Annotated in this window: 19 protein-coding genes and 1 tRNA gene; 14 read left to right on the forward strand and 6 right to left on the reverse strand. The window is 72.4% G+C overall.

Going from position 1 to position 16,986, the window contains the following annotated elements; genetic code table 11:
- Window positions 1–35: 35 nt before the first annotated feature.
- The 3 genes from K3554_RS10175 to K3554_RS10185 all read right to left on the reverse strand — a co-directional run bounded on the left by K3554_RS10175 (window position 36) and on the right by K3554_RS10185 (window position 2,805).
- Window positions 36–1,811 carry an acyl-CoA dehydrogenase gene (locus tag K3554_RS10175; protein WP_259939870.1) on the reverse strand — a complete coding sequence of 592 codons (1,776 nt, stop codon included), beginning with the start codon at window positions 1,809–1,811 and terminating at the stop codon, window positions 36–38.
- 40 nt (window positions 1,812–1,851) lie between these two features.
- Complete coding sequence (locus K3554_RS10180) at window positions 1,852–2,250, reverse strand: MerR family DNA-binding transcriptional regulator (RefSeq protein ID WP_259939872.1); 399 nt, start codon at window positions 2,248–2,250, stop codon at window positions 1,852–1,854.
- A gap of 171 nt (window positions 2,251–2,421) precedes the next feature.
- On the reverse strand, window positions 2,422–2,805 hold the full coding sequence (locus tag K3554_RS10185) for a MerR family DNA-binding transcriptional regulator (protein WP_259939873.1): 384 nt from the start codon (window positions 2,803–2,805) through the stop codon (window positions 2,422–2,424).
- A gap of 98 nt (window positions 2,806–2,903) precedes the next feature.
- On the opposite strand from K3554_RS10185, the gene K3554_RS10190 reads away from it, so the two are divergent.
- The 3 genes from K3554_RS10190 to K3554_RS10200 are packed head-to-tail and all read left to right on the forward strand — an operon-like array spanning window position 2,904 to window position 5,156.
- A complete protein-coding gene (locus K3554_RS10190; RefSeq protein ID WP_259939875.1) occupies window positions 2,904–3,329 on the forward strand; it encodes a PaaI family thioesterase in 426 nt (141 codons plus the stop codon).
- On the forward strand, window positions 3,326–3,832 hold the full coding sequence (locus K3554_RS10195; protein ID WP_259939878.1) for a PaaI family thioesterase: 507 nt from the start codon (window positions 3,326–3,328) through the stop codon (window positions 3,830–3,832). Before K3554_RS10190 ends, K3554_RS10195 begins: the two co-directional genes overlap by 4 nt.
- Window positions 3,825–5,156: an MATE family efflux transporter gene (locus tag K3554_RS10200; protein ID WP_259939880.1), complete on the forward strand. Its 1,332-nt coding sequence runs from the start codon at window positions 3,825–3,827 to the stop codon at window positions 5,154–5,156. The genes K3554_RS10195 and K3554_RS10200 overlap by 8 nt, the downstream gene beginning before the upstream one ends.
- Here K3554_RS10200 and K3554_RS10205 read toward each other — a convergent pair.
- A complete protein-coding gene (locus K3554_RS10205) occupies window positions 5,153–6,130 on the reverse strand; it encodes a phosphoadenosine phosphosulfate reductase (protein WP_259939883.1) in 978 nt (325 codons plus the stop codon). The genes K3554_RS10200 and K3554_RS10205 overlap by 4 nt on opposite strands.
- Window positions 6,131–6,336: 206 nt before the next feature.
- On the opposite strand from K3554_RS10205, the gene K3554_RS10210 reads away from it, so the two are divergent.
- The 6 genes from K3554_RS10210 to K3554_RS10235 all read left to right on the forward strand — a co-directional run bounded on the left by K3554_RS10210 (window position 6,337) and on the right by K3554_RS10235 (window position 12,877).
- On the forward strand, window positions 6,337–7,341 hold the full coding sequence (locus K3554_RS10210; RefSeq protein ID WP_259939888.1) for a glycosyltransferase family 2 protein: 1,005 nt from the start codon (window positions 6,337–6,339) through the stop codon (window positions 7,339–7,341).
- Window positions 7,338–9,581: a glycosyltransferase family 2 protein gene (locus K3554_RS10215; RefSeq protein ID WP_259939890.1), complete on the forward strand. Its 2,244-nt coding sequence runs from the start codon at window positions 7,338–7,340 to the stop codon at window positions 9,579–9,581. The genes K3554_RS10210 and K3554_RS10215 overlap by 4 nt, the downstream gene beginning before the upstream one ends.
- A 158-nt stretch (window positions 9,582–9,739) precedes the next feature.
- Window positions 9,740–11,041 (forward strand): histidinol dehydrogenase, encoded by a 1,302-nt coding sequence (hisD, locus tag K3554_RS10220; RefSeq protein WP_259939892.1) that lies wholly within the window; start codon window positions 9,740–9,742, stop codon window positions 11,039–11,041.
- Window positions 11,042–11,083: 42 nt separating this feature from the next.
- The gene (locus K3554_RS10225; RefSeq protein WP_259939893.1) at window positions 11,084–11,968 is read left to right on the forward strand and encodes a GIY-YIG nuclease family protein; all 885 of its coding nucleotides are present in this window, start codon (window positions 11,084–11,086) and stop codon (window positions 11,966–11,968) included.
- Entirely contained in the window at window positions 11,965–12,435 is a 471-nt protein-coding gene (locus tag K3554_RS10230; RefSeq protein WP_259939894.1) for a UPF0262 family protein, read from the forward strand. The genes K3554_RS10225 and K3554_RS10230 overlap by 4 nt, the downstream gene beginning before the upstream one ends.
- A gap of 58 nt (window positions 12,436–12,493) precedes the next feature.
- Entirely contained in the window at window positions 12,494–12,877 is a 384-nt protein-coding gene (locus K3554_RS10235; protein ID WP_409197349.1) for a low molecular weight phosphatase family protein, read from the forward strand.
- Window positions 12,878–12,912: 35 nt separating this feature from the next.
- Here the strand turns inward: K3554_RS10235 and K3554_RS10240 are convergent, their stop codons facing one another.
- Window positions 12,913–13,080: a hypothetical protein gene (locus K3554_RS10240; protein WP_409197309.1), complete on the reverse strand. Its 168-nt coding sequence runs from the start codon at window positions 13,078–13,080 to the stop codon at window positions 12,913–12,915.
- Window positions 13,081–13,345: 265 nt separating this feature from the next.
- Here K3554_RS10240 and infA point away from each other — a divergent pair, with 265 nt between their 5' ends.
- The 5 genes from infA (at window position 13,346) to K3554_RS10265 (ending at window position 15,484) form a co-directional block, all read left to right on the forward strand.
- A complete protein-coding gene (infA, locus tag K3554_RS10245) occupies window positions 13,346–13,564 on the forward strand; it encodes a translation initiation factor IF-1 (RefSeq protein WP_043918791.1) in 219 nt (72 codons plus the stop codon).
- 4 nt (window positions 13,565–13,568) lie between these two features.
- Entirely contained in the window at window positions 13,569–14,135 is a 567-nt protein-coding gene (locus K3554_RS10250) for a nucleoside triphosphate pyrophosphatase (protein ID WP_259939900.1), read from the forward strand.
- Window positions 14,132–15,142, forward strand: coding sequence for a ribonuclease E/G (locus K3554_RS10255; protein ID WP_259939902.1), 1,011 nt, complete (start codon window positions 14,132–14,134; stop codon window positions 15,140–15,142). Before K3554_RS10250 ends, K3554_RS10255 begins: the two co-directional genes overlap by 4 nt.
- A complete protein-coding gene (locus tag K3554_RS10260; protein ID WP_259939906.1) occupies window positions 15,139–15,330 on the forward strand; it encodes a DNA gyrase inhibitor YacG in 192 nt (63 codons plus the stop codon). Before K3554_RS10255 ends, K3554_RS10260 begins: the two co-directional genes overlap by 4 nt.
- 79 nt (window positions 15,331–15,409) lie before the next feature.
- Window positions 15,410–15,484 (forward strand) — tRNA-Phe (locus K3554_RS10265).
- A gap of 131 nt (window positions 15,485–15,615) precedes the next feature.
- On the opposite strand, the gene gltX is transcribed toward K3554_RS10265, so the two are convergent.
- Window positions 15,616–16,938, reverse strand: coding sequence for a glutamate--tRNA ligase (gene gltX / locus K3554_RS10270; protein ID WP_259939909.1), 1,323 nt, complete (start codon window positions 16,936–16,938; stop codon window positions 15,616–15,618).
- Window positions 16,939–16,986: the final 48 nt, after the last annotated feature.

A 16,986-nucleotide genomic window follows, 5' to 3' on the forward strand; every position in this document is an offset into this window, starting at 1 on the left:
AGCGGCGGGCGCCCCTCCGGCGCCCGCCCGCGAGGTTAGAACGCGGTCGAGTCGAGCGCCATCACCGTCTCGGCGCCGGTCCGGATGCGCCCCAGGTGCATCTTCGTCGCCGGGAGCTGGCGCGCCATGTAGTAGCGCGCCGTGGCGACCTTGGCCTCGTGGAAGTCGCGGTCCGCGCCGTCCTGGGCCAGCGCATCGAGCGACGCCTTGGCCATGCGGCCCCACATCAGCCCGAGGCAGACGTGCCCGAACAGGTGCATGAAGTCGTAGGAGCCCGACAGCGCGGCGTTGGGGTTCTTCATGCCCTCCTGCATGAAGTACATGCCGGCAGCCTGGAGGTCCTTGGACGCGTCCTTGAGCGGCTCGACGATGCCGCGCATGGCCTCGTCCTCGCCGTGCTCCTTGCAGAACGCCTTCACCATCTCGAAGAACGCCATGACATGCTTGCCGCCGTCCTGCGCGAGCTTGCGGCCCACGAGATCCAGCGCCTGCACGCCGTTCGCGCCCTCGTAGATCATGGCGATGCGGGCGTCGCGCACGAACTGCGACATGCCCCATTCCTCGATGTAGCCGTGCCCGCCGTAGACCTGCTGGGCGTTGGTCGCGCTCTCGTAGCCCTTGTCGGTCAGGAAGCCCTTGATGATCGGGGTCAGCAGCGAGATCAGCCCGTCCGCCGCCTTGTCGTCGTTGCGGTGCGCGCGGTCGATCATGCTCGCGCCCCAGAAGGTGAACGCGCGGGCGCCCTCGACGAAGCTCTTCTGGTCCATGAGGTTGCGGCGGATGTCAGGGTGCACGATCAGCGGATCGGCCGGCCCGTCGGGGTTCTTGGTGCCGGTCACGTCGCGGCCCTGGAGACGGTCGAGCGCGTAGGCGAGGGCGTTCTGGTAGGCGACCTCGGCCTGCGCGTAGCCCTGCAGGCCCACGCCCAGCCGCGCCTCGTTCATCATGGTGAACATGGCGCGCATGCCCTTGTGCTCCTGCCCCAGCAGGTAGCCCTCGGCCTCGTCGTAGTTCATGACGCAGGTCGAGTTGCCGTGGATGCCCATCTTCTCCTCGATCTTGCCGACCGAGACGCCGTTGCGCTCGCCCACGTTGCCGTCCTCGTCCACCAGCCGCTTGGGCACGATGAACAGCGACACGCCCTTGATGCCCTCGGGGCCGCCCTGGATCTTGGCGAGCACGAGGTGGACGATGTTCTCGGCCATGTCGTGGTCGCCCGCCGAGATGAAGATCTTCTGGCCGGTGATGCGGTAGGTCCCGTCCTCCTGCGGCACGGCCTTGGTGCGCATCATGCCGAGGTCGGTGCCGGCATGGGGCTCGGTCAGGTTCATGGTGCCGGTCCACTCGCAGGACACCATCTTGGGAAGCCACTTCGCCTTCTGCGCCTCGGTGCCGTGCACGTGGATCGCCGAGTAGGCCCCGTGGGTCAGGCCCTGGTACATGTTGAAGGCCATGTTGGCCGACGACAGGATCTCGCCCACCGCGGTCTGCATCACGTAAGGCAGTCCCTGGCCGCCGTAGGCCTCGTCGGCGTCAAGGGCGGTCCAGCCGCCCTCGCGCACCTGGTCGAAGGCCTCGCGGAAGCCCGTGGGCGTGCGCACCACGCCGTTCTCGAGCCGGCATCCCTCGCGGTCGCCGACCGCGTTGAGGGGATGCAGCACGTCCGTCGCCAGTTGGCCGGCCGCGTCCAGGATCGCCCCAGTGAAGTCACGGTCGAGGTCCGCGTAGCCCGGCACGTCCTGCGCGGCGACGCCGAGCGTGTCGTGGAGCACGAACTGCATGTCCTTCGTGGGGGCGGTGTAGGTCGTCATCGGGAACCTCCGGGTCGGGATCGCGGGCGGGGTGTGGGGATCAGCCGGCCTTCCGGTCCGGCTGCATCCGTTGAAGCATCGTGTCGCCCCAGCGCAGCTGCTCCTGGAGGTCGGCGATCGCCTCGTTGAGCTCGTCGCGCTGGCGCACCATCGTGGCCAGCCGCGCGCGGCCGATCTCCAGGGTGCGGGCGAACTGGGTGAACTGGCCGTCGCCCAGGTCGTAGAGGTCCAGCAGCTGCCGGATCTCCTCGAGCGAGAAGCCGAAGCGCTTGCCGCGCAGGATCAGCTTGAGGCGGGCTCGGTCGCGGCGGGTGAACAGGCGGCGCTGTCCCTGGCGGATCGGGAACAGCAGCTCCTTCGCCTCGTAGAAGCGCAAGGTGCGCGGCGTGACGCCGTAGAGATCGCACATCTCGCGAATGGTCATGGTGTCCTTCGACATGTCGGGGCCTTCCGGTGTGAGTGGTCGTCCCGGGCCGCCGAGAAAAAGCCTCGCTGCGGTTTGTAGGACGGTGGGTGACGTTGACGTAAGCGAGACGCCGCGTCATCCAAGGGGCGACGTGGCGTCACGGGACGTAGGCCATCGGACAAGGCGCGGAAACCCGCCGGCGCCCTAGTCGGCTGCCGCGGTCACGAGCCCCTCGGCCACCCCGTCGCGCAGGGTCCGAAGCTCGGCGATTGCCTCCTCGAGATGACGGCGCCGCTCGGCGAGCTCGGCGAGCTGGGCGTCGGCGATCTCGATCCAGCGGCGCATCTGGACCCGCCCGTCGGGGTCGGCGTCGTAGAGCTCAAGCCACTGGCGGATCTCCTCGAGCCCGAAGCCGAACTTCCGCCCGCGCAGGATCAGCTTCATGCGCGCGACCTCGCGCGGGCCGTAGAAGCGCGCGCGCCCCTCGCGGTCGGGGGCGAGCAACTCGATGTACTCGTAGTGACGCAAGGTCCGCGGCGTCACGTCGAAACGCGCGCACATCGCCTTGAAGTCCAGTCGGTCCGTCATCGTGCTCTCCCGAAAGACACGTTGCCACGGCCGCGCGCCTCCTGTCCACGCCGGCGATGGGGCCTTGCCGGATGCCGCCGGTTCGGTCAGCAGGAGGCATGGATTCCGAAGAGCAGAAGGCCCACGTCGCCCGGTCGTTCGTCGCCGCCCTTCCGCACTGCGTGGCACTGGGGATGCGCATGGAGCGGGTGGCCGACGGCGAGGCGGTGATCTCCATGCCCTGGGCGCCCGAGCTGGTGGGCGACGCGCGCACGGGCGTGATCCACGGCGGCGCCGTCAGCGCGCTCATGGACACCTCGGGCGGCGCCGCCGTGATGTGCCACCCCGAGGCAACCCTCGCCACGGCCACGCTCGACCTGCGGATCGACTACATGCGCCCCGCGCGCCCGGGCGACCGCATCACCGCTACCGCCCGCTGCTTCCACATCACCCGCTCGGTCGCCTTCGTGCGCGCCGAGGCCGCCGACGCCGAGGGGCTGGTGGCCGTCGCCAACGGCGCCTTCACCGTGGAGCGCCGACGGTGAGGCCCCCGCCCGAGCCGGTGGGCGACATCAAGCGCCGCCGTGACGGCGCGCTCGCTGCGCTGGTGGACGGGGTGCCCTACATCCGCTTCCTCGGCATCACCTTCGACCGCCGCGGCGACGAGCTGACCGGCGTGCTGCACTACGCGCCCCAGCTCATCGGCAACCCCGCGCTGCCGGCGATCCACGGCGGGGTGACGGCGGCGTTCCTCGAGGTGACGGCGATCGTCACGCTGGGCTGGTCGATCATCTGGGACGACGTGGAGGCGGGGCGCCTCGACACCGCGGCGCTCGATCCCTCCAGCCCGCCGCGCCTGCCCAAGACCGTGGACTTCTCGGTGGACTACCTGCGCTCGGGGCTCCCGCGCGACGCCTACGCCCGCGCGCGCGTGAACCGCTCGGGGCGGCGCTACGCGTCCGTGCACGTGGAGGGCTGGCAGGACAACCGCGCGCGGCTGTTCGCGCAAGGCACCGGCCACTTCGTGATGCCGCCGCGCGGTGACTGACGCCGCCGCGGCGGGCGGGGGGGCGCTCACGCACCGCCGCATCCTGCGGGTCGCCCTGCCGATCGTGCTGTCCAACGCCACCGTGCCGATCCTGGGCGCCGTGGACACCGGCGTGGTGGGGCAGCTCGGCGAGGCGGCGCCGATCGCCGCCGTGGGGGTGGGGGCGATCGTGCTCACCTCCGTCTACTGGGTGTTCGGCTTCCTGCGCATGGGCACCACGGGCCTCGCCGCCCAGGCGCTCGGGCGGGGCGAGACCGCCGAGATGTCGGCGCTCCTCTCCCGCGCGCTGCTGATCGCCGCCGCCGCCGGCCTGCTGCTGATCGCGGGGCAGGCGGCGCTGTTCTGGGGCGCGTTCCGGGTCTCGCCCGCGACCGAGGAGGTCGAGGGCCTCGCACGGAGCTACATGCAGATCCGCATCTGGTCGGCGCCCGCCGCCATCGCGGTCTACGGGCTGACGGGCTGGCTCATCGCGCAGGAGCGGACCGTGGCCGTGCTGGCGATCCAGCTCGCCATGAACGGCGCCAACATCGTGCTGGACCTGTGGTTCGTGCTCGGCCTCGGCTGGGGCGTGGAGGGCGTGGCCGCGGCCACCTTCCTCGCCGAGTGGGGCGGGGCCGCGCTCGCCCTGTGGTTCTGCCGCGACGCCTTCCGCCACCCGGCCTGGCGCGACCCCGCGCGGGTGTTCGAGGGTCCGCGTCTGCGGCGGATGCTGGCCGTGAACACCGACATCATGATCCGCTCCGTGCTGCTGCAGGCCACCTTCACCTCGTTCCTCCTGCGCGGTGGTGCGTTCGGCGACGTGACGCTGGCCGCCAACCAGGTGCTGCTGCAGTTCCTCTACATCACCGCCTACGCCCTCGACGGCTTCGCCTTCGCGGTGGAGGCGCTGGTCGGGCGCTACTTCGGCGCAGGCGACCGGGCGCGGCTGCGGCGTGCCGTGGCGATGTGCTTCGGCTGGGGTGCGGGCACGGTGGCGGTTCTCGCGCTTGCCTTCGCGGCCGGTGGCGGGGGCATCGTGGACCTCATGGCGACCGACCCGGCGGTGCGGGCCGAGGCGCGGGCGTACCTGCCGTGGATGGTGGCGGCGCCCCTCGTCGGCGTGTGGTCGTGGATGTTCGACGGCGTGTTCATCGGCGCGACCCGCACCCGCGACATGCGCGACATGATGGTCGTGTCGGCAGCCGTCTACCTCGCCGCGCTGCTGGTGCTCGTGCCGCCCTTCGGCAACCACGGCCTCTGGGCCGCGCTGATGATCTCCTTCGCCGCGCGCGGCATCACCCTCGGGGCCCGCTACCCTGCGCTGGAGCGGGCGGCGGGCACCTAGCCCGCCTCGCGCACCGGCTCGGCGGGCGGCTCCTCGCCGGGCAGGGCGCGGCCCTCCTCGCACAGGCGCGCACGGGCATCCGCGAGGCGCCGGCGCGCGGGGGCGCTGTCGTGGCGGTCGGCCACGTAGCGCGCGAAGAGGCCTGTGAGCCAGGGCCGCCCGCGCCGGTCCAGCTTGCGCAGCATCCCCCCGAGCCAGGCCCGATCGCGTCGCCGCCCGCGCCAGAGCTGCGCGAAGCGCAGGGGCGTCAGCGCGCCAGACTCCGCGCCCGCCACGAGCCGGTCGAGGATGCCGATGGTCTCCAACCGCTGCCAGATCTCGGGGCCAGCATGGGTCGCGGGCAAGTGCATCACGTGAGGGCCGCGGAACAGGCTCGCGTGCATCGCGTCGAAGGTCTCGGTCGGGTCCGACACCACGTAGACGCGCTCGGCGCCGCCGACGAGATCGGGTGCGTAGGCATAGCGCGGGCCCCATGCCAGCGCCCAGGCCGAGCGGAAGCGCCGCTCCCAGGGGGTGAGCGCGCGGTCCAGAGTGGCGAGGGGCTGCACCGCGAACACCGTGGCTCCGGGCGCGGCCACCGAATAGGCCGACGCCGCATACCCCTCGGCGCCGCCGCCCGCGAAGATCACCGTGTCGAACTCGTCGAAGAACCCCTCGTCGGTCAGCTCGTCGAACAGCGCCTCCAGCGCCGGGTCGCGGTACCAGGTCCGCCCGTCGGCGAGGATGGTGAGTGTGGCGTAGCCCCGCTTCGCCGCGAGTCGCGCTGTCCAAGGAGCGGGCTCGTCGCGCTCGCGCGCGGTCTCGAGCTCCTCGAAGCCGACCAGCAGCGTCGCGCCCCCGGGCCGGTGATGCGCCATGTGCCGGTCGCCCACGTCGCGCAGCCATCCGCCGTCCCGCGCCGTCTCGACGAGCCGCCGCATCAGCGGGTCCGTCGTCGTCCCGCCGCCGTCCGCGCCCGCGCTGTCCTCCGCCATGCCAACCTCCGATCCGGGTCACGCTGGTGACGCAATCGCCCCCGAGACTACCGATGATGGATGCATGATTACACGCAATTCGGGCGGATTCCGGCGCCGATGCGTTGACGATCTGCCCCTGGCGCCGCGATACGCGCCACAATCGGAAGGGGCGGGCGCCATTGCCCGCGGAGGTGGAAACGGTGCGGATCCTGGCGCTCGGGTGCATGCGGGACGAATCGCCCTACGCGGTGGACTGGATCGCCCACCACCGCGCGCAGGGCGTAACCGACTTCCTCGTATACACCAATGACTGCTCAGACGGCACCGAGGCGCTGCTCGACGCGCTCGCCCCCGCCAGGGTGGTCCATGTGCCGCAGGGCGCCGTGCGCGGCACCGAGCCTGCGCCCCAGTGGCGCGCAATGGCCGCCGCCTGGGACCACCCCCTGCGCACCGCCTGCGACTGGGCGATCCACCTCGACGTGGACGAGTACGTCTGCCCTGTGGACGAGGGCGGCCTGCCCGCGCTGATCGCGGGGATGCCCGGCGCCGACGCGATCGCGTTGCCGTGGCGCCTTTTCGGATCGGCCGGGCGGATGACCGCAAGCGATGCGCCCGTCCCCGAGCGCTTCCGCCGCGCCGCGCCGCCGGCGGTCGCCTACCCGCTGCTCGCGAGCTTCTTCAAGACGCTGTTCCAACTCGACGGGCCGTTCGAGTGCTTCGGCATTCACCGCCCCCGCCAGAGCGCGCCGCCCCGCTTCCACGACGCCTGCGGCACCGAGCGTCCCGATCTGGCGGCCGCGCCGGGGCGCATCGTGGACTGGACCGGCGGCCGCCCCCCGCAGGGCCGTCGCGCGCAGCTCAACCACTACTCGCTGCGTTCGGTCGAGGAGTTCCTGGTGAAGCGCGAGCGGGGCCTGCCCAACCGCGCCGCGAAGGCCGTGGACCTCACCTATTGGGTGGAGCGCAACTTCAACACCGTGGAGGACCACGCGATGGACCCCCATCTGGCCGCCATGCACCGCGAGGCCGCGTCCTTGCGCGCGCTGCCCGGCGTGGCCGAGGCCGAGGCGCGAGGCCGCCGGTGGCACCGGGAGCGCGCCGCCGCGATCCTCGCCACCGAAGCGGGCGTGACGCTGGCCGGGCGCCTCCTGATGACGCGCACCAGCGCCGCGCCGCCCGCGCCGCAGACCCGGCGCCTACTCGAACTGCTGCGGGAGACCGCGCGATGACCGAGATCCTCCACCGCCGCATGGACGCGGCAATCGTGGGCGGCCAGCGCATCCTCGAGGCCGTGCGCCTAAGCGACGCCGGCGTACCGGGAGCGATCTGCATCGTGATGGCGCAGGGCGCCGACGCCCGCGCGCTGGGGCTGGAGGCGAGCGGCCTGCAGGGCGGCGTGGTGCGCACCGTCGGCGGCTGCCCGTTCGTCACCGGCATCGCCCCCGGCGGGGGACCGCTGCGCTGCGCAGCCGGCGACCTGGCCCTGGCCGATCCAGAACACGATCTCTTCGCAGGCACCGATGCGCTGATGGCCACGCGCAACGGCGAGGACGCCGAGGCCGTCGCGGATTGGCTGCGCTACCACGCCGAACGCTTCGGCGCCGAAACCGCACTGATCCTCGACCGCCGCCGCCCCAACGAGCCGCCGCTGCAGGGGGCGCTGACGGGCCTCGCGGTCCCCGGCCTCGCCCGCGTCGTGGTGCTGGAGGCGGGCGGCCCCCTCGGCGCGGACGCCCCCTCGGAGCGGCACCCGATCCAGGCGCCCGACGCCCCCGGCAAGGACCGGATGGAGCGGCCCGCCGACGATCCGTGGACCGCGCCGCTCGCGCAGATCGGCGTTTACGAGGCGATGCGCTGGCGCTTCCTCGCCCGCGCCACCGCGGTCTGCTCGCTCGACTGCCACGACCTGCTGGCCCCCGGCGCGGCGCCCTTCGCGGCGGCGCGCGCGGCGGCGTCCGGCGTGGTGCCGCTGCTGGGGCGGCGCATCTACCCCTGGCGCGTGCGCAAGGGTGAGCCCGCGCGCTTCGGCGACCACATCTGCGACCGCTTCGACGCCGAGGGCGGAAACCGCCGCTGGGCCTGCGTGCCTGCCCGCGTCGAGGCCACCGACGCCTGGCGCCTCGTGCGCGTTGGCGGGGCGGCGGCGGACCCGGCCGCTGCCCAGTTCTTCCTCCGCGCCATGGCCATGCGCGCTGAGACGCTGGACCTGCCGCTGGCCCCGAAGTCTTCGCTCACCCCCGACGACGGGCTGCTCGCCATGGCTGCCGAGGTCTGGGACCACAAGCCCGTCCTGCCCCCCGCCGCGCCCGAGACCCGCCCCGACGCTCTGCCCGCCGCCGCGCCGGGGCGCACCGCGATCGTCACCTGCATGAAGAACGAGGGGCCGTTCGTTCTGGAATGGCTCGCCCACCACCGCGCCATCGGGGTGGACGACTTCCTCGTCTACACCAACGACTGCACCGACGGCACCGACGCGCTGCTCGACCTCCTCCAGTCCCACGGCATCGTCCAGCACCGTGCCAACCCGTTCCGCGAACCGGAGTACGAGGGCTTCAAGCCCCAGCACGCCGCGCTCGCCGCCGCCGAGCGCGAGGGCATCATGGACCGTGCCGGCTGGGCGGTCTGCATGGACGTGGACGAGTTCATCGACGTGCGCGTCGGAGCGGGCCACCTGCGCGACCTCTACGCGGCCGTCGGCGACGCCAACATGATCTCGATGACCTGGCGCCTCTTCGGCAACGCCGACCTCGCCACCTACGATGAGGTCCCGACGCCCGCGCGCTTCACCCGCTGCGCGCCCGAGCTGATCCGCAAGCCGCACCAGGCGTGGGGCTTCAAGACGCTGTTCCGCAACATGGACATCTACCGCAAGATGGGCGTGCACCGCCCCAAGGGCCTGCGCCCCGAACTGTGGGAGGAGATCCGCTGGGTCAACGGGTCGGGCCAGCCCATGCCCAAGGAGATGCTGCGCAACGGCTGGCGCTCCACGGTGGACACCTACGGCTACGACCTCGTGGCGCTGAACCACTACGCGGTGCGCGACGCCGAGAGCTTCCTCGTGAAGCGCGACCGGGGCCGCGTGAACCACGTCGAGCGCGACCAGGGCCTCGGCTACTGGTTCCGCATGAACAACAACGCCGAGGAGAGTCGCTCTATGCTGCGCCACGTCCCCGCGCTGGAGCGCGAGATGGCGCGGCTGCTGGCCATGCCAGGCGTCGAGGCGCAGCACCGCGCCTGCGTCGAAGCGCACCGCGCGAAGATCGCTGCGCTGCGCGCCACGGAGGCCTTCGGGGCGTTCTACGGCGACATCACCGGCGCACGGATGCGGCGGCTCAGCCGGATACACGCGGCCTTCGGCGCCAACGTGTTCCTGGCCGGGCCGGAGGCGGTGCCCGACGACGTGGTGTTCGGCGAGCACGGCGAGGGGTTCTTCTTCACCTTAGAGGGGGTGGAGGAGACGGCGCACTAGGGAAGGACGGGGCAGGGGGGGCCTGCCCCCGGCGCTTCGCGCCTCCCCCGAGGTATTTCGGGCAGGATGAGGAGGGCGCGCCACGGGGCGGCGTCCCGGCGCATTGAGGCCCGCGGGCGGCGCCGGTAAGGGGGCGCGACCCTCGCCGGAGCCGCGCCATGCCCACCTTCCTCTCCACCGCCGACGCCGACTTCGAGCCCCGCTTCCAAGCGCTCCTTGGTGCCAAGCGCGAGGACGCGCCCGAGGTGGACGAGGCCGTCGCCGCCATCATCGCCGACGTGCGCGCGCGCGGCGACGCCGCCGTCTGCGCGATGACCGAGCGCTTCGACCGTCTCGCCCTCACGCCGGCCACCATGCGCGTCACCGAAGCCGAGATCGACGCCGCCGTCGCCGCCGTGCCCGCGCCCGAGCGCGAGGCCCTCGAACTCGCCGCCGCCCGCATCCGCGCCTACCACGCCCGCCAGTTGCCCGAGGATGCCTCCTGGACCGACGAGGCCGGCGCCCGCCTCGGCTGGCGCTGGACGCCCGTGGACGCCGCCGGCCTCTACGTGCCCGGCGGGCTGGCCAGCTACCCGTCGTCGGTACTGATGAATGCCGTCCCCGCTCGCGCGGCCGGGGTGGGGCGGCTGGTGATGTGCGTGCCCTGCCCGGACGGGGTGCTGAACCCGCTGGTGCTGCTCGCCGCGCGCCTCGCCGGGGTGGACGAGGTGTATCGCATCGGAGGCGCGCAGGCCGTCGCGGCCATGGCCTACGGCACCGAGACAATCGCCCCCGTGGACGTCGTCACCGGCCCCGGCAACGCCTACGTGGCCGCCGCCAAGCGCCGCGTCTTCGGGCGCGTGGGCATCGACATGATCGCGGGGCCCTCCGAGATCCTCGTGATTGCCGATGCCGACAACGACCCCGACTGGATCGCCGTGGACCTCCTGAGTCAGGCCGAGCACGACGCGAGCGCCCAGTCGATCCTCGTGACCCCCGGCGCCGCCTTCGGGCGTGCCGTGGCCGAGGCCGTGGAGCGCCGGCTGGAGACGCTCGACCGCCGCGCCATCGCCGGCCCCTCGTGGCGCGACCACGGCGCTGTGATCGCCGTGCGCGACCTCGAGGAGGCCGCCACCGTCTCGGACCGCATCGCCCCCGAGCACCTGGAACTGTGCGTCGCCGACCCCGACGCGCTCGCCGCCCGCATCCGCCACGCCGGTGCGATCTTCCTCGGCCGCTGGACGCCCGAGGCCATCGGCGACTACGTGGGCGGCCCGAACCACGTGCTGCCCACGGCCCGTTCGGCGCGGTTCTCGTCGGGCCTGTCGGTGATGGACTTCCTCAAGCGCACCACGCTGGCCGCCATGACCCCCGAATCCTTGCGCGCCATCGGCCCCGCCGCCGTGACCCTCGCCACCTCCGAGAGCCTGGAGGCCCATGCCCTGAGCGTACAGGCCCGCCTCGACCGCCTGAACCGCTGAGCGCGCCTTGGCCCCGCCGCGCCGCCGCCGTAAGCAGGCGTCATGGCGCGCGGGCGGTCCCTTGAACTTTACTTCGTCGACGGCCTGCCCGACGGCTTGACCACGGCCGAGCTGTTCGGCTGGACCGGCCACGTGCTGCGCATCCCGCGCCTGCGCCTCGTCGACGGGCTGGCCCGGCGCGAGGCGGCGCACACCGGCGTGTACCTGCTGTGCGGCGAGGGCGAGGACGGCCCCGTCGCCTACATGGGCGAGGCCGAGAACGTGGCAAAGCGGATCCGCCAGCACGATGCCGCACGCGACTGGTGGGACGAGGCGGTGATCCTGACGACCTCGGCCGACCATCTCCACAAGGCGCACGTGCGCTGGCTGGAGGCGGCCCTGCTGCAAAAGGCGCGCGAGGCGGGAAACGCGCGGTTGGAGAATGGCAACCAGCCGGGCACGCCGGGCCTGAGCGAGGCGGCGGTGGCGAACATGGAGGAGTACCTCGACAACGTCGGGGTGGTGCTTCCGGCACTCGGGATCGACCTGCTGCGGACGGGGCGGCGGGTGCACGAGAGGCAGCGCGAGATGCCGGAGCTCGGGGCCGTATTTCATCTCCGCACGCCGGCCCACGACGTAGAGGGACAGGCGCGCATGGAAGGGTCCGATTTCGTCGTGCTTGCGGGGTCGAAGCCGCGCGGGGCCTGGGCATCGAAGGCGGTGAAGAAGCATAATTATCAGGCCCTCTACGAGAAGCTCGTGTCCGAGGGCATCATCGCGCAGAAGGAGGGCGCGGCGATCTTCGTCTCCGACTACGCCTTCTCCAGTCCATCCGCAGCCGCCGCGATCCTGAATGGCCGAGCCGCCAACGGCCGCATCGACTGGCGCACCCCCGATGGCCGCACCTTCGCCGAGTGGGAAGCCGTACAACTCCAGGAGGCGCCATGACCGCGCGCATCGCCCACATCGAGATCGACGACGGCAACCTGCCGCCGCCCACGCCCGAGATCGAGCAGGAGCGCGCCGTCGCCGTGTTCGACCTGCTGGAGGACAACAGCTTCGCGCTCGCCCGCGATGGCGCGCCCGAGGGGCCCTACGACCTGCACCTCGGCATCCGCGACCGCCGCCTCGTGATGGGCATCTCAGCACGCGCCGGCGAGGCGGGCGAGATCATCCTCTCGCTCGGGCCGTTCCGGCAGGTGGTCAAGGACTACTGGCAGATCTGCGCGGCCTACTTCGACGCCGTGAAGAAGCTGCCGCCGAGCCAGATCGAGGCGATCGACATGGCCCGGCGCGGCATCCACAACGAGGGAGCGCGCCTCCTGCAGGAGCGGCTCGAGGGCAAGGCCGAGGTCGACATCGACACCGCGCGGCGCCTCTTCACGCTTGTCTGCGTGCTCCACCACGGTGGCTGAGATCCCGCTTCCCACGTCGGTGCTGTTCTGCTGCGACCACAACGCGGTGCGCTCGCCTATGGCCGAAGGGCTGATGAAGCAGCTGCACGGGCACGACATCTACGTGCAGTCGGCCGGCGTGCGGAACGACCTCGAGATCGACGGCTTCGCCATCGCCGTGTGCGAGGAGGTGGGCGTGGAGCTGTCGCGCCACCGCGCGCGCTCCTTCGAGGAGATGCGCGCCTGGGGCGACGACCTGGAGCAGTTCGACCTGATCGTGGCGCTGAGCCCCGCCTCGCAGCGCATGGCGCAGGAGCTGGCGCGCCACGCCCACACGCCCGTCGAGTACTGGCCGATTATGGACCCCACCGGCCTCGGCGAGGGGCGCGAGGCCAAGCTGCGCGCCTACCGTGCCGCGCGCGACCAGATCGCGGACCGGATGCGCGCGCGGTTTCCCACATGAGGGCGCGGGGCGGCGTGCCCCGCGCTCCCTTTGCCTCAACTCTGCAATGCGCCCCGCATCTGACGGATCGCGATGCGCACCGCGCGCCAGTCCTCCGCCTCGTTGGCCCGTCCGGCCTCGGCGAAGCGGCGCGCCTTCTGCGCGGCCTCGGCTTCGGCAACGTCGCCATGCGCATGATAGAGCGCGTGGGCGTAGCCGGTCACTCTGGATGCCTCCATCGTCTTCTCCCTGGCTGTTTGCCCGGGGCTCCGAAGCGTCGCAGGGCCACCGATCCCCGGGGTGCCACCATACACTGCCCCGGACGGCCTGTGGACAAATCCGGTCCCCGGTCCCGGCGGTCGGCGGGAGCGCGCCCCCGCGGGGCGCCGCAGGGGGCCTGCCGCCCTGCCGTTTCCGCCCTTGAATCACTCGCGATTCCCGCCCATCTAGGCGCATCCCCGAGAAGGGGCCGCAATTCAAGGAGAGACCATGGCCAAGGAAGAGATGCTCGAATTCCCCGGCGTCGTGAAGGAACTCCTGCCCAACGCGACGTTCCGGGTCGAGCTCGACAACGGCCATGAGATCATCGCGCACACGGCAGGCAAGATGCGCAAGAACCGCATTCGCGTGCTCGCGGGCGACCGCGTCCAGGTCGAGATGACGCCCTACGACCTGACGAAGGGCCGCATCAACTACCGCTTCAAGTAGCGCGGTGCTCGTCCTGGGATCCGGCTCGCCCCGGCGGCTGGAGCTGCTCGCGCAGCTGGGGCTGGAGCCGGACGCGGTGCGCCCTCCCGACGTCGACGAGACGCCGCGCCGGGGCGAGCTGCCTCGCGCCTACTGCGTCCGCGTCGCCGCCGAGAAGCTCGCGGCCGTGGCGGCGGAGGCGGACGACGTGGTGCTGTGCGCCGACACCACCGTGGCCCTGGGCCGGCGCATCCTCGGAAAGCCCGAGGGCGAGGCCGAGGCGCGCGACTTCCTCGGCAAGCTCTCGGGCCGCCGCCATCGCGTCTACACGGCCGTAGGCGTGCGCCGGGGCGACCGGACGTGGCACCGCGTCGTGGAGTCGGCCGTGAAGCTCAAGCGCCTCTCGGACGCGGAGATCGACGGGTATCTCCGCACCGGCGACTGGCAGGGCAAGGCAGGGGCCTACGCGATCCAGGGACCGGCGGGGGCCTTCGTGGCGTGGATGCAAGGCAGCTTCTCGGGCGTCGTGGGCCTGCCGCTGCACGAGACGGCCAACCTGCTACAGGCGGCCGGCGTTGAGGTGTGGCGATGAAGGGCACGCAAGTGGTGCTGGGACGGATCGGGGACCGGGCGGCGGCGGCGCTCCTGCGCGACGGGCGGCTCGACGACCTGCTGGTCGACGGCCCCGAGGGCGAGCCCGCGCCCGGCGCGATCTTCCGCGGCATCTGCGACCGGCCCGTGAAGGGGCAGGGCGGCATGTTCGTCCGCCTCGGCGGCGGGCTGACGGGTTTCCTGCGCGGCGCGAAGGGGCGCCGCCCCGGCGAGCCGATGCTGGTGCAGGTCTCGGGCCATGCCGAGCCGGGCAAGGCGGTCCCGGTCACCGACCGCGTGCTCCTGCGCTCGCGCTTCTGCATCGTGACCCCCGGCGCGCCCGGCCTGAACGTCGCCCGCTCCATCGCCGACGAGGAGGAGCGCGACCGCCTGCTGGAGGCAGCCCACGACGCGCTGCCCGAAGACCGCGGCACCACCGGCGTGATCCTGCGCTCCGCCGCCGAGGGCACCGACGGGGACGCCGTGGCTGACGACGTGGCCGCCACCTGGGAGGCGGCGGCGCAGGTGCTGGCCGACGACGGCCGCGAAGCGGAGCTGCTGCTCGACGGCCCCGACGCCCACGAGGCTGCATGGCGCGACTGGTCCGACGTTGATTCCGTCAGCGAGGACTGGGACGACGCCGCCGACCTGGTGGAGGCGCTGCGTGGCCCGGAAGTCGCCCTCAGCGGCGCGATGCTCTTCATCGAGCCGACGCGCGCGCTGATCGCCGTGGACGTGAACACCGCCGATGCCTCGCCCGCCGCGGGCCTGCGCGCCAACCTCGCCGCCGCGCGCGAGCTGCCGCGCCAGCTGCGCCTGCGCGGGCTGGGTGGCCAGATCGTGCTCGACCTGGCACCCATGGCGAAGGGCGAGCGCAAGGGCTGGGAGGCGGCGATGCGTGGCGCGCTGCGGGGCGACCCCGTCGAGACTTCGCTGATCGGATGGACCCCGCTGGGACATTACGAGTTGACCCGCAAGCGGGCCCGCCGTCCCCTGGAGCTGCCATGACCTGTCCTATCTGCCGCCGCGAGACCGACCCCGCCGTCCGTCCGTTCTGCTCGAAGCGCTGTGCCGACGTCGACCTGGGCCGCTGGATGACGGGGGCCTACGCTGTGCCTTCCGCCGATCCCGAGGACGCGATCGAAGCGGCCGAGAAGGCGGCCGAGGAACTGGAGCGCAGGTCGCGCCCGAACTGAGGCGTTTCGGTCTGGACACCCCACCGGGCCTGTCCTAACACCGCGCCACCCCGCCGACGGCACCGCCGGAGGCACCCGTGCCCGGGTAGCTCAGGGGTAGAGCAGCGGATTGAAAATCCGCGTGTCGGTGGTTCGATTCCGCCCCCGGGCACCACCCAATCTTCTTGAGATACAACAGCTTGTGAGAACGGCCGTCGCATCGGCTGCGACGGCGTTTCCGGTTCCCACATGTGGGAACCGCGCACCGATGGGGTAGCGGCGCTCGCTCAGGCGCGCCTTGGCGCGTCAGCGCTCCGGAACGCCGTGCATGATCGCGAGCAGGTCGCCCATGTCGGGGCCGCGCTCGCAGCCCGTGAGCGCGAGGCGGAGCGGCATGAAGAGGCCACGGCCCTTGCGGCCCGTCGCGGCCTTCACCGCGCCGGTCCAGGCCTTCCAGGTGCCCCCGTCCCAGGGCTGCGCGGGCAGCATCGCGAGGGCCTCGTCCACGAAGGCACGGTCCTCGTCCGCCACCACGGGCTCGGCCTCGCCGCGCACCACGGTCCACCAGTCGGCCATCTCGGCTCGGCGCTCGATGTTGTCGCGCACCACGGTCCAGAACGCCTCTGCCTCGGCCTCGGGCACGCCGAGGGCCAGCACCTCGTCCCGGACGGCGGCGAAGGGCGTGCGCTGCAGCACGCCTGCCGAGAGGTCCACGAGGTCGCGCTCGTCGAACTTGGTGGGCGCCGCGCCGAACTGCGACAGCTCGAACGCCTCGGCCAGCTCGGCGGGGGCGTCGCGCAGCTCCACGGGCTGCGACGAGCCGAGCCGCGCCATGAGCGACAGCACCGCCATCGGCTCCACGCCGCGCGCGCGCAGGTCGCGCAGGGCGAGCGTGCCGAGCCGTTTCGACAGCGCCTCGCCCTGCGGCCCCGTCAGCAGCGAATGGTGGGCGAAGCGTGGGTGGCCGTGGCCCAGCGCGGCCATGATCTGGATCTGCGTCGCGGTGTTGGTCACGTGGTCCGAGCCGCGCACCACGTCCGTGATCCTCATCTCCGTGTCGTCCACCACGGAGGCAAGGGTGTAGAGAACCTGCCCGTCGGCGCGGATCAGCACCGGGTCCGAGACCGACGCGGCGTCGATCGACAGGGGGCCGAGGATGCCGTCCTCCCACTCGATCCGCTCGTGGTCGAGGCGGAAGCGCCAAACGCCGGCGCCGCGCTCGGCGCGCAGGGCGGCCTTCTCGTCCTCGGCCAGGGCGAGGGCGGCGCGGTCGTAGACGGGTGGCTTGCCCATGTTCAGCTGCTTCTTGCGCTTGAGGTCCAGCTCGGTCGGCGTCTCCCACGCCTCGTAGAGCCGGCCCGAGGCGCGCAAGGATTCGGCGGCGGCCTCGTAGCGATCGAGGCGGAGCGACTGCCGCTCCTCGCGGTCCCAGTCGAGGCCCAGCCAGCGGAGGTCTTCGCGGATGGCGTCCGCATACTCGTCGCGGCTGCGCTCGGGGTCGGTGTCGTCGAGGCGGAGCACGAAGGTGCCGCCTTCTTTCCGCGCGATCATCCAGTTCATGAGGGCGGCCCGCAGGTTGCCCACGTGGAGGTATCCGGTGGGCGAGGGGGCGAAGCGGGTGACGGTCATGGGAATGCTCCTGTTGGCGGTCCCCTGCCAGCGCCGCCCCCGCGTGTC

It is taken from the genome of Jannaschia sp. W003 (assembly GCF_025144335.1).
Taxonomy (GTDB): domain Bacteria; phylum Pseudomonadota; class Alphaproteobacteria; order Rhodobacterales; family Rhodobacteraceae; genus Jannaschia.

Coding starts and splice junctions, on each gene's coding strand:
- K3554_RS10225 (WP_259939893.1), top strand. CDS start 11,084: ATGGCGCGCGGGCGGTCCCTTGAACTTTACTTCGTCGACGGCCTGCCC.
- K3554_RS10260 (WP_259939906.1), top strand. CDS start 15,139: ATGACCTGTCCTATCTGCCGCCGCGAGACCGACCCCGCCGTCCGTCCG.
- K3554_RS10190 (WP_259939875.1), top strand. CDS start 2,904: ATGGATTCCGAAGAGCAGAAGGCCCACGTCGCCCGGTCGTTCGTCGCC.
- infA (WP_043918791.1), top strand. CDS start 13,346: ATGGCCAAGGAAGAGATGCTCGAATTCCCCGGCGTCGTGAAGGAACTC.
- K3554_RS10230 (WP_259939894.1), top strand. CDS start 11,965: ATGACCGCGCGCATCGCCCACATCGAGATCGACGACGGCAACCTGCCG.
- K3554_RS10175 (WP_259939870.1), bottom strand. CDS start 1,811: ATGACGACCTACACCGCCCCCACGAAGGACATGCAGTTCGTGCTCCAC.
- K3554_RS10180 (WP_259939872.1), bottom strand. CDS start 2,250: ATGTCGAAGGACACCATGACCATTCGCGAGATGTGCGATCTCTACGGC.
- K3554_RS10235 (WP_409197349.1), top strand. CDS start 12,494: ATGGCCGAAGGGCTGATGAAGCAGCTGCACGGGCACGACATCTACGTG.
- K3554_RS10205 (WP_259939883.1), bottom strand. CDS start 6,130: ATGGCGGAGGACAGCGCGGGCGCGGACGGCGGCGGGACGACGACGGAC.
- K3554_RS10255 (WP_259939902.1), top strand. CDS start 14,132: ATGAAGGGCACGCAAGTGGTGCTGGGACGGATCGGGGACCGGGCGGCG.
- hisD (WP_259939892.1), top strand. CDS start 9,740: ATGCCCACCTTCCTCTCCACCGCCGACGCCGACTTCGAGCCCCGCTTC.
- K3554_RS10210 (WP_259939888.1), top strand. CDS start 6,337: ATGCGGGACGAATCGCCCTACGCGGTGGACTGGATCGCCCACCACCGC.
- K3554_RS10185 (WP_259939873.1), bottom strand. CDS start 2,805: ATGACGGACCGACTGGACTTCAAGGCGATGTGCGCGCGTTTCGACGTG.
- K3554_RS10215 (WP_259939890.1), top strand. CDS start 7,338: ATGACCGAGATCCTCCACCGCCGCATGGACGCGGCAATCGTGGGCGGC.
- gltX (WP_259939909.1), bottom strand. CDS start 16,938: ATGACCGTCACCCGCTTCGCCCCCTCGCCCACCGGATACCTCCACGTG.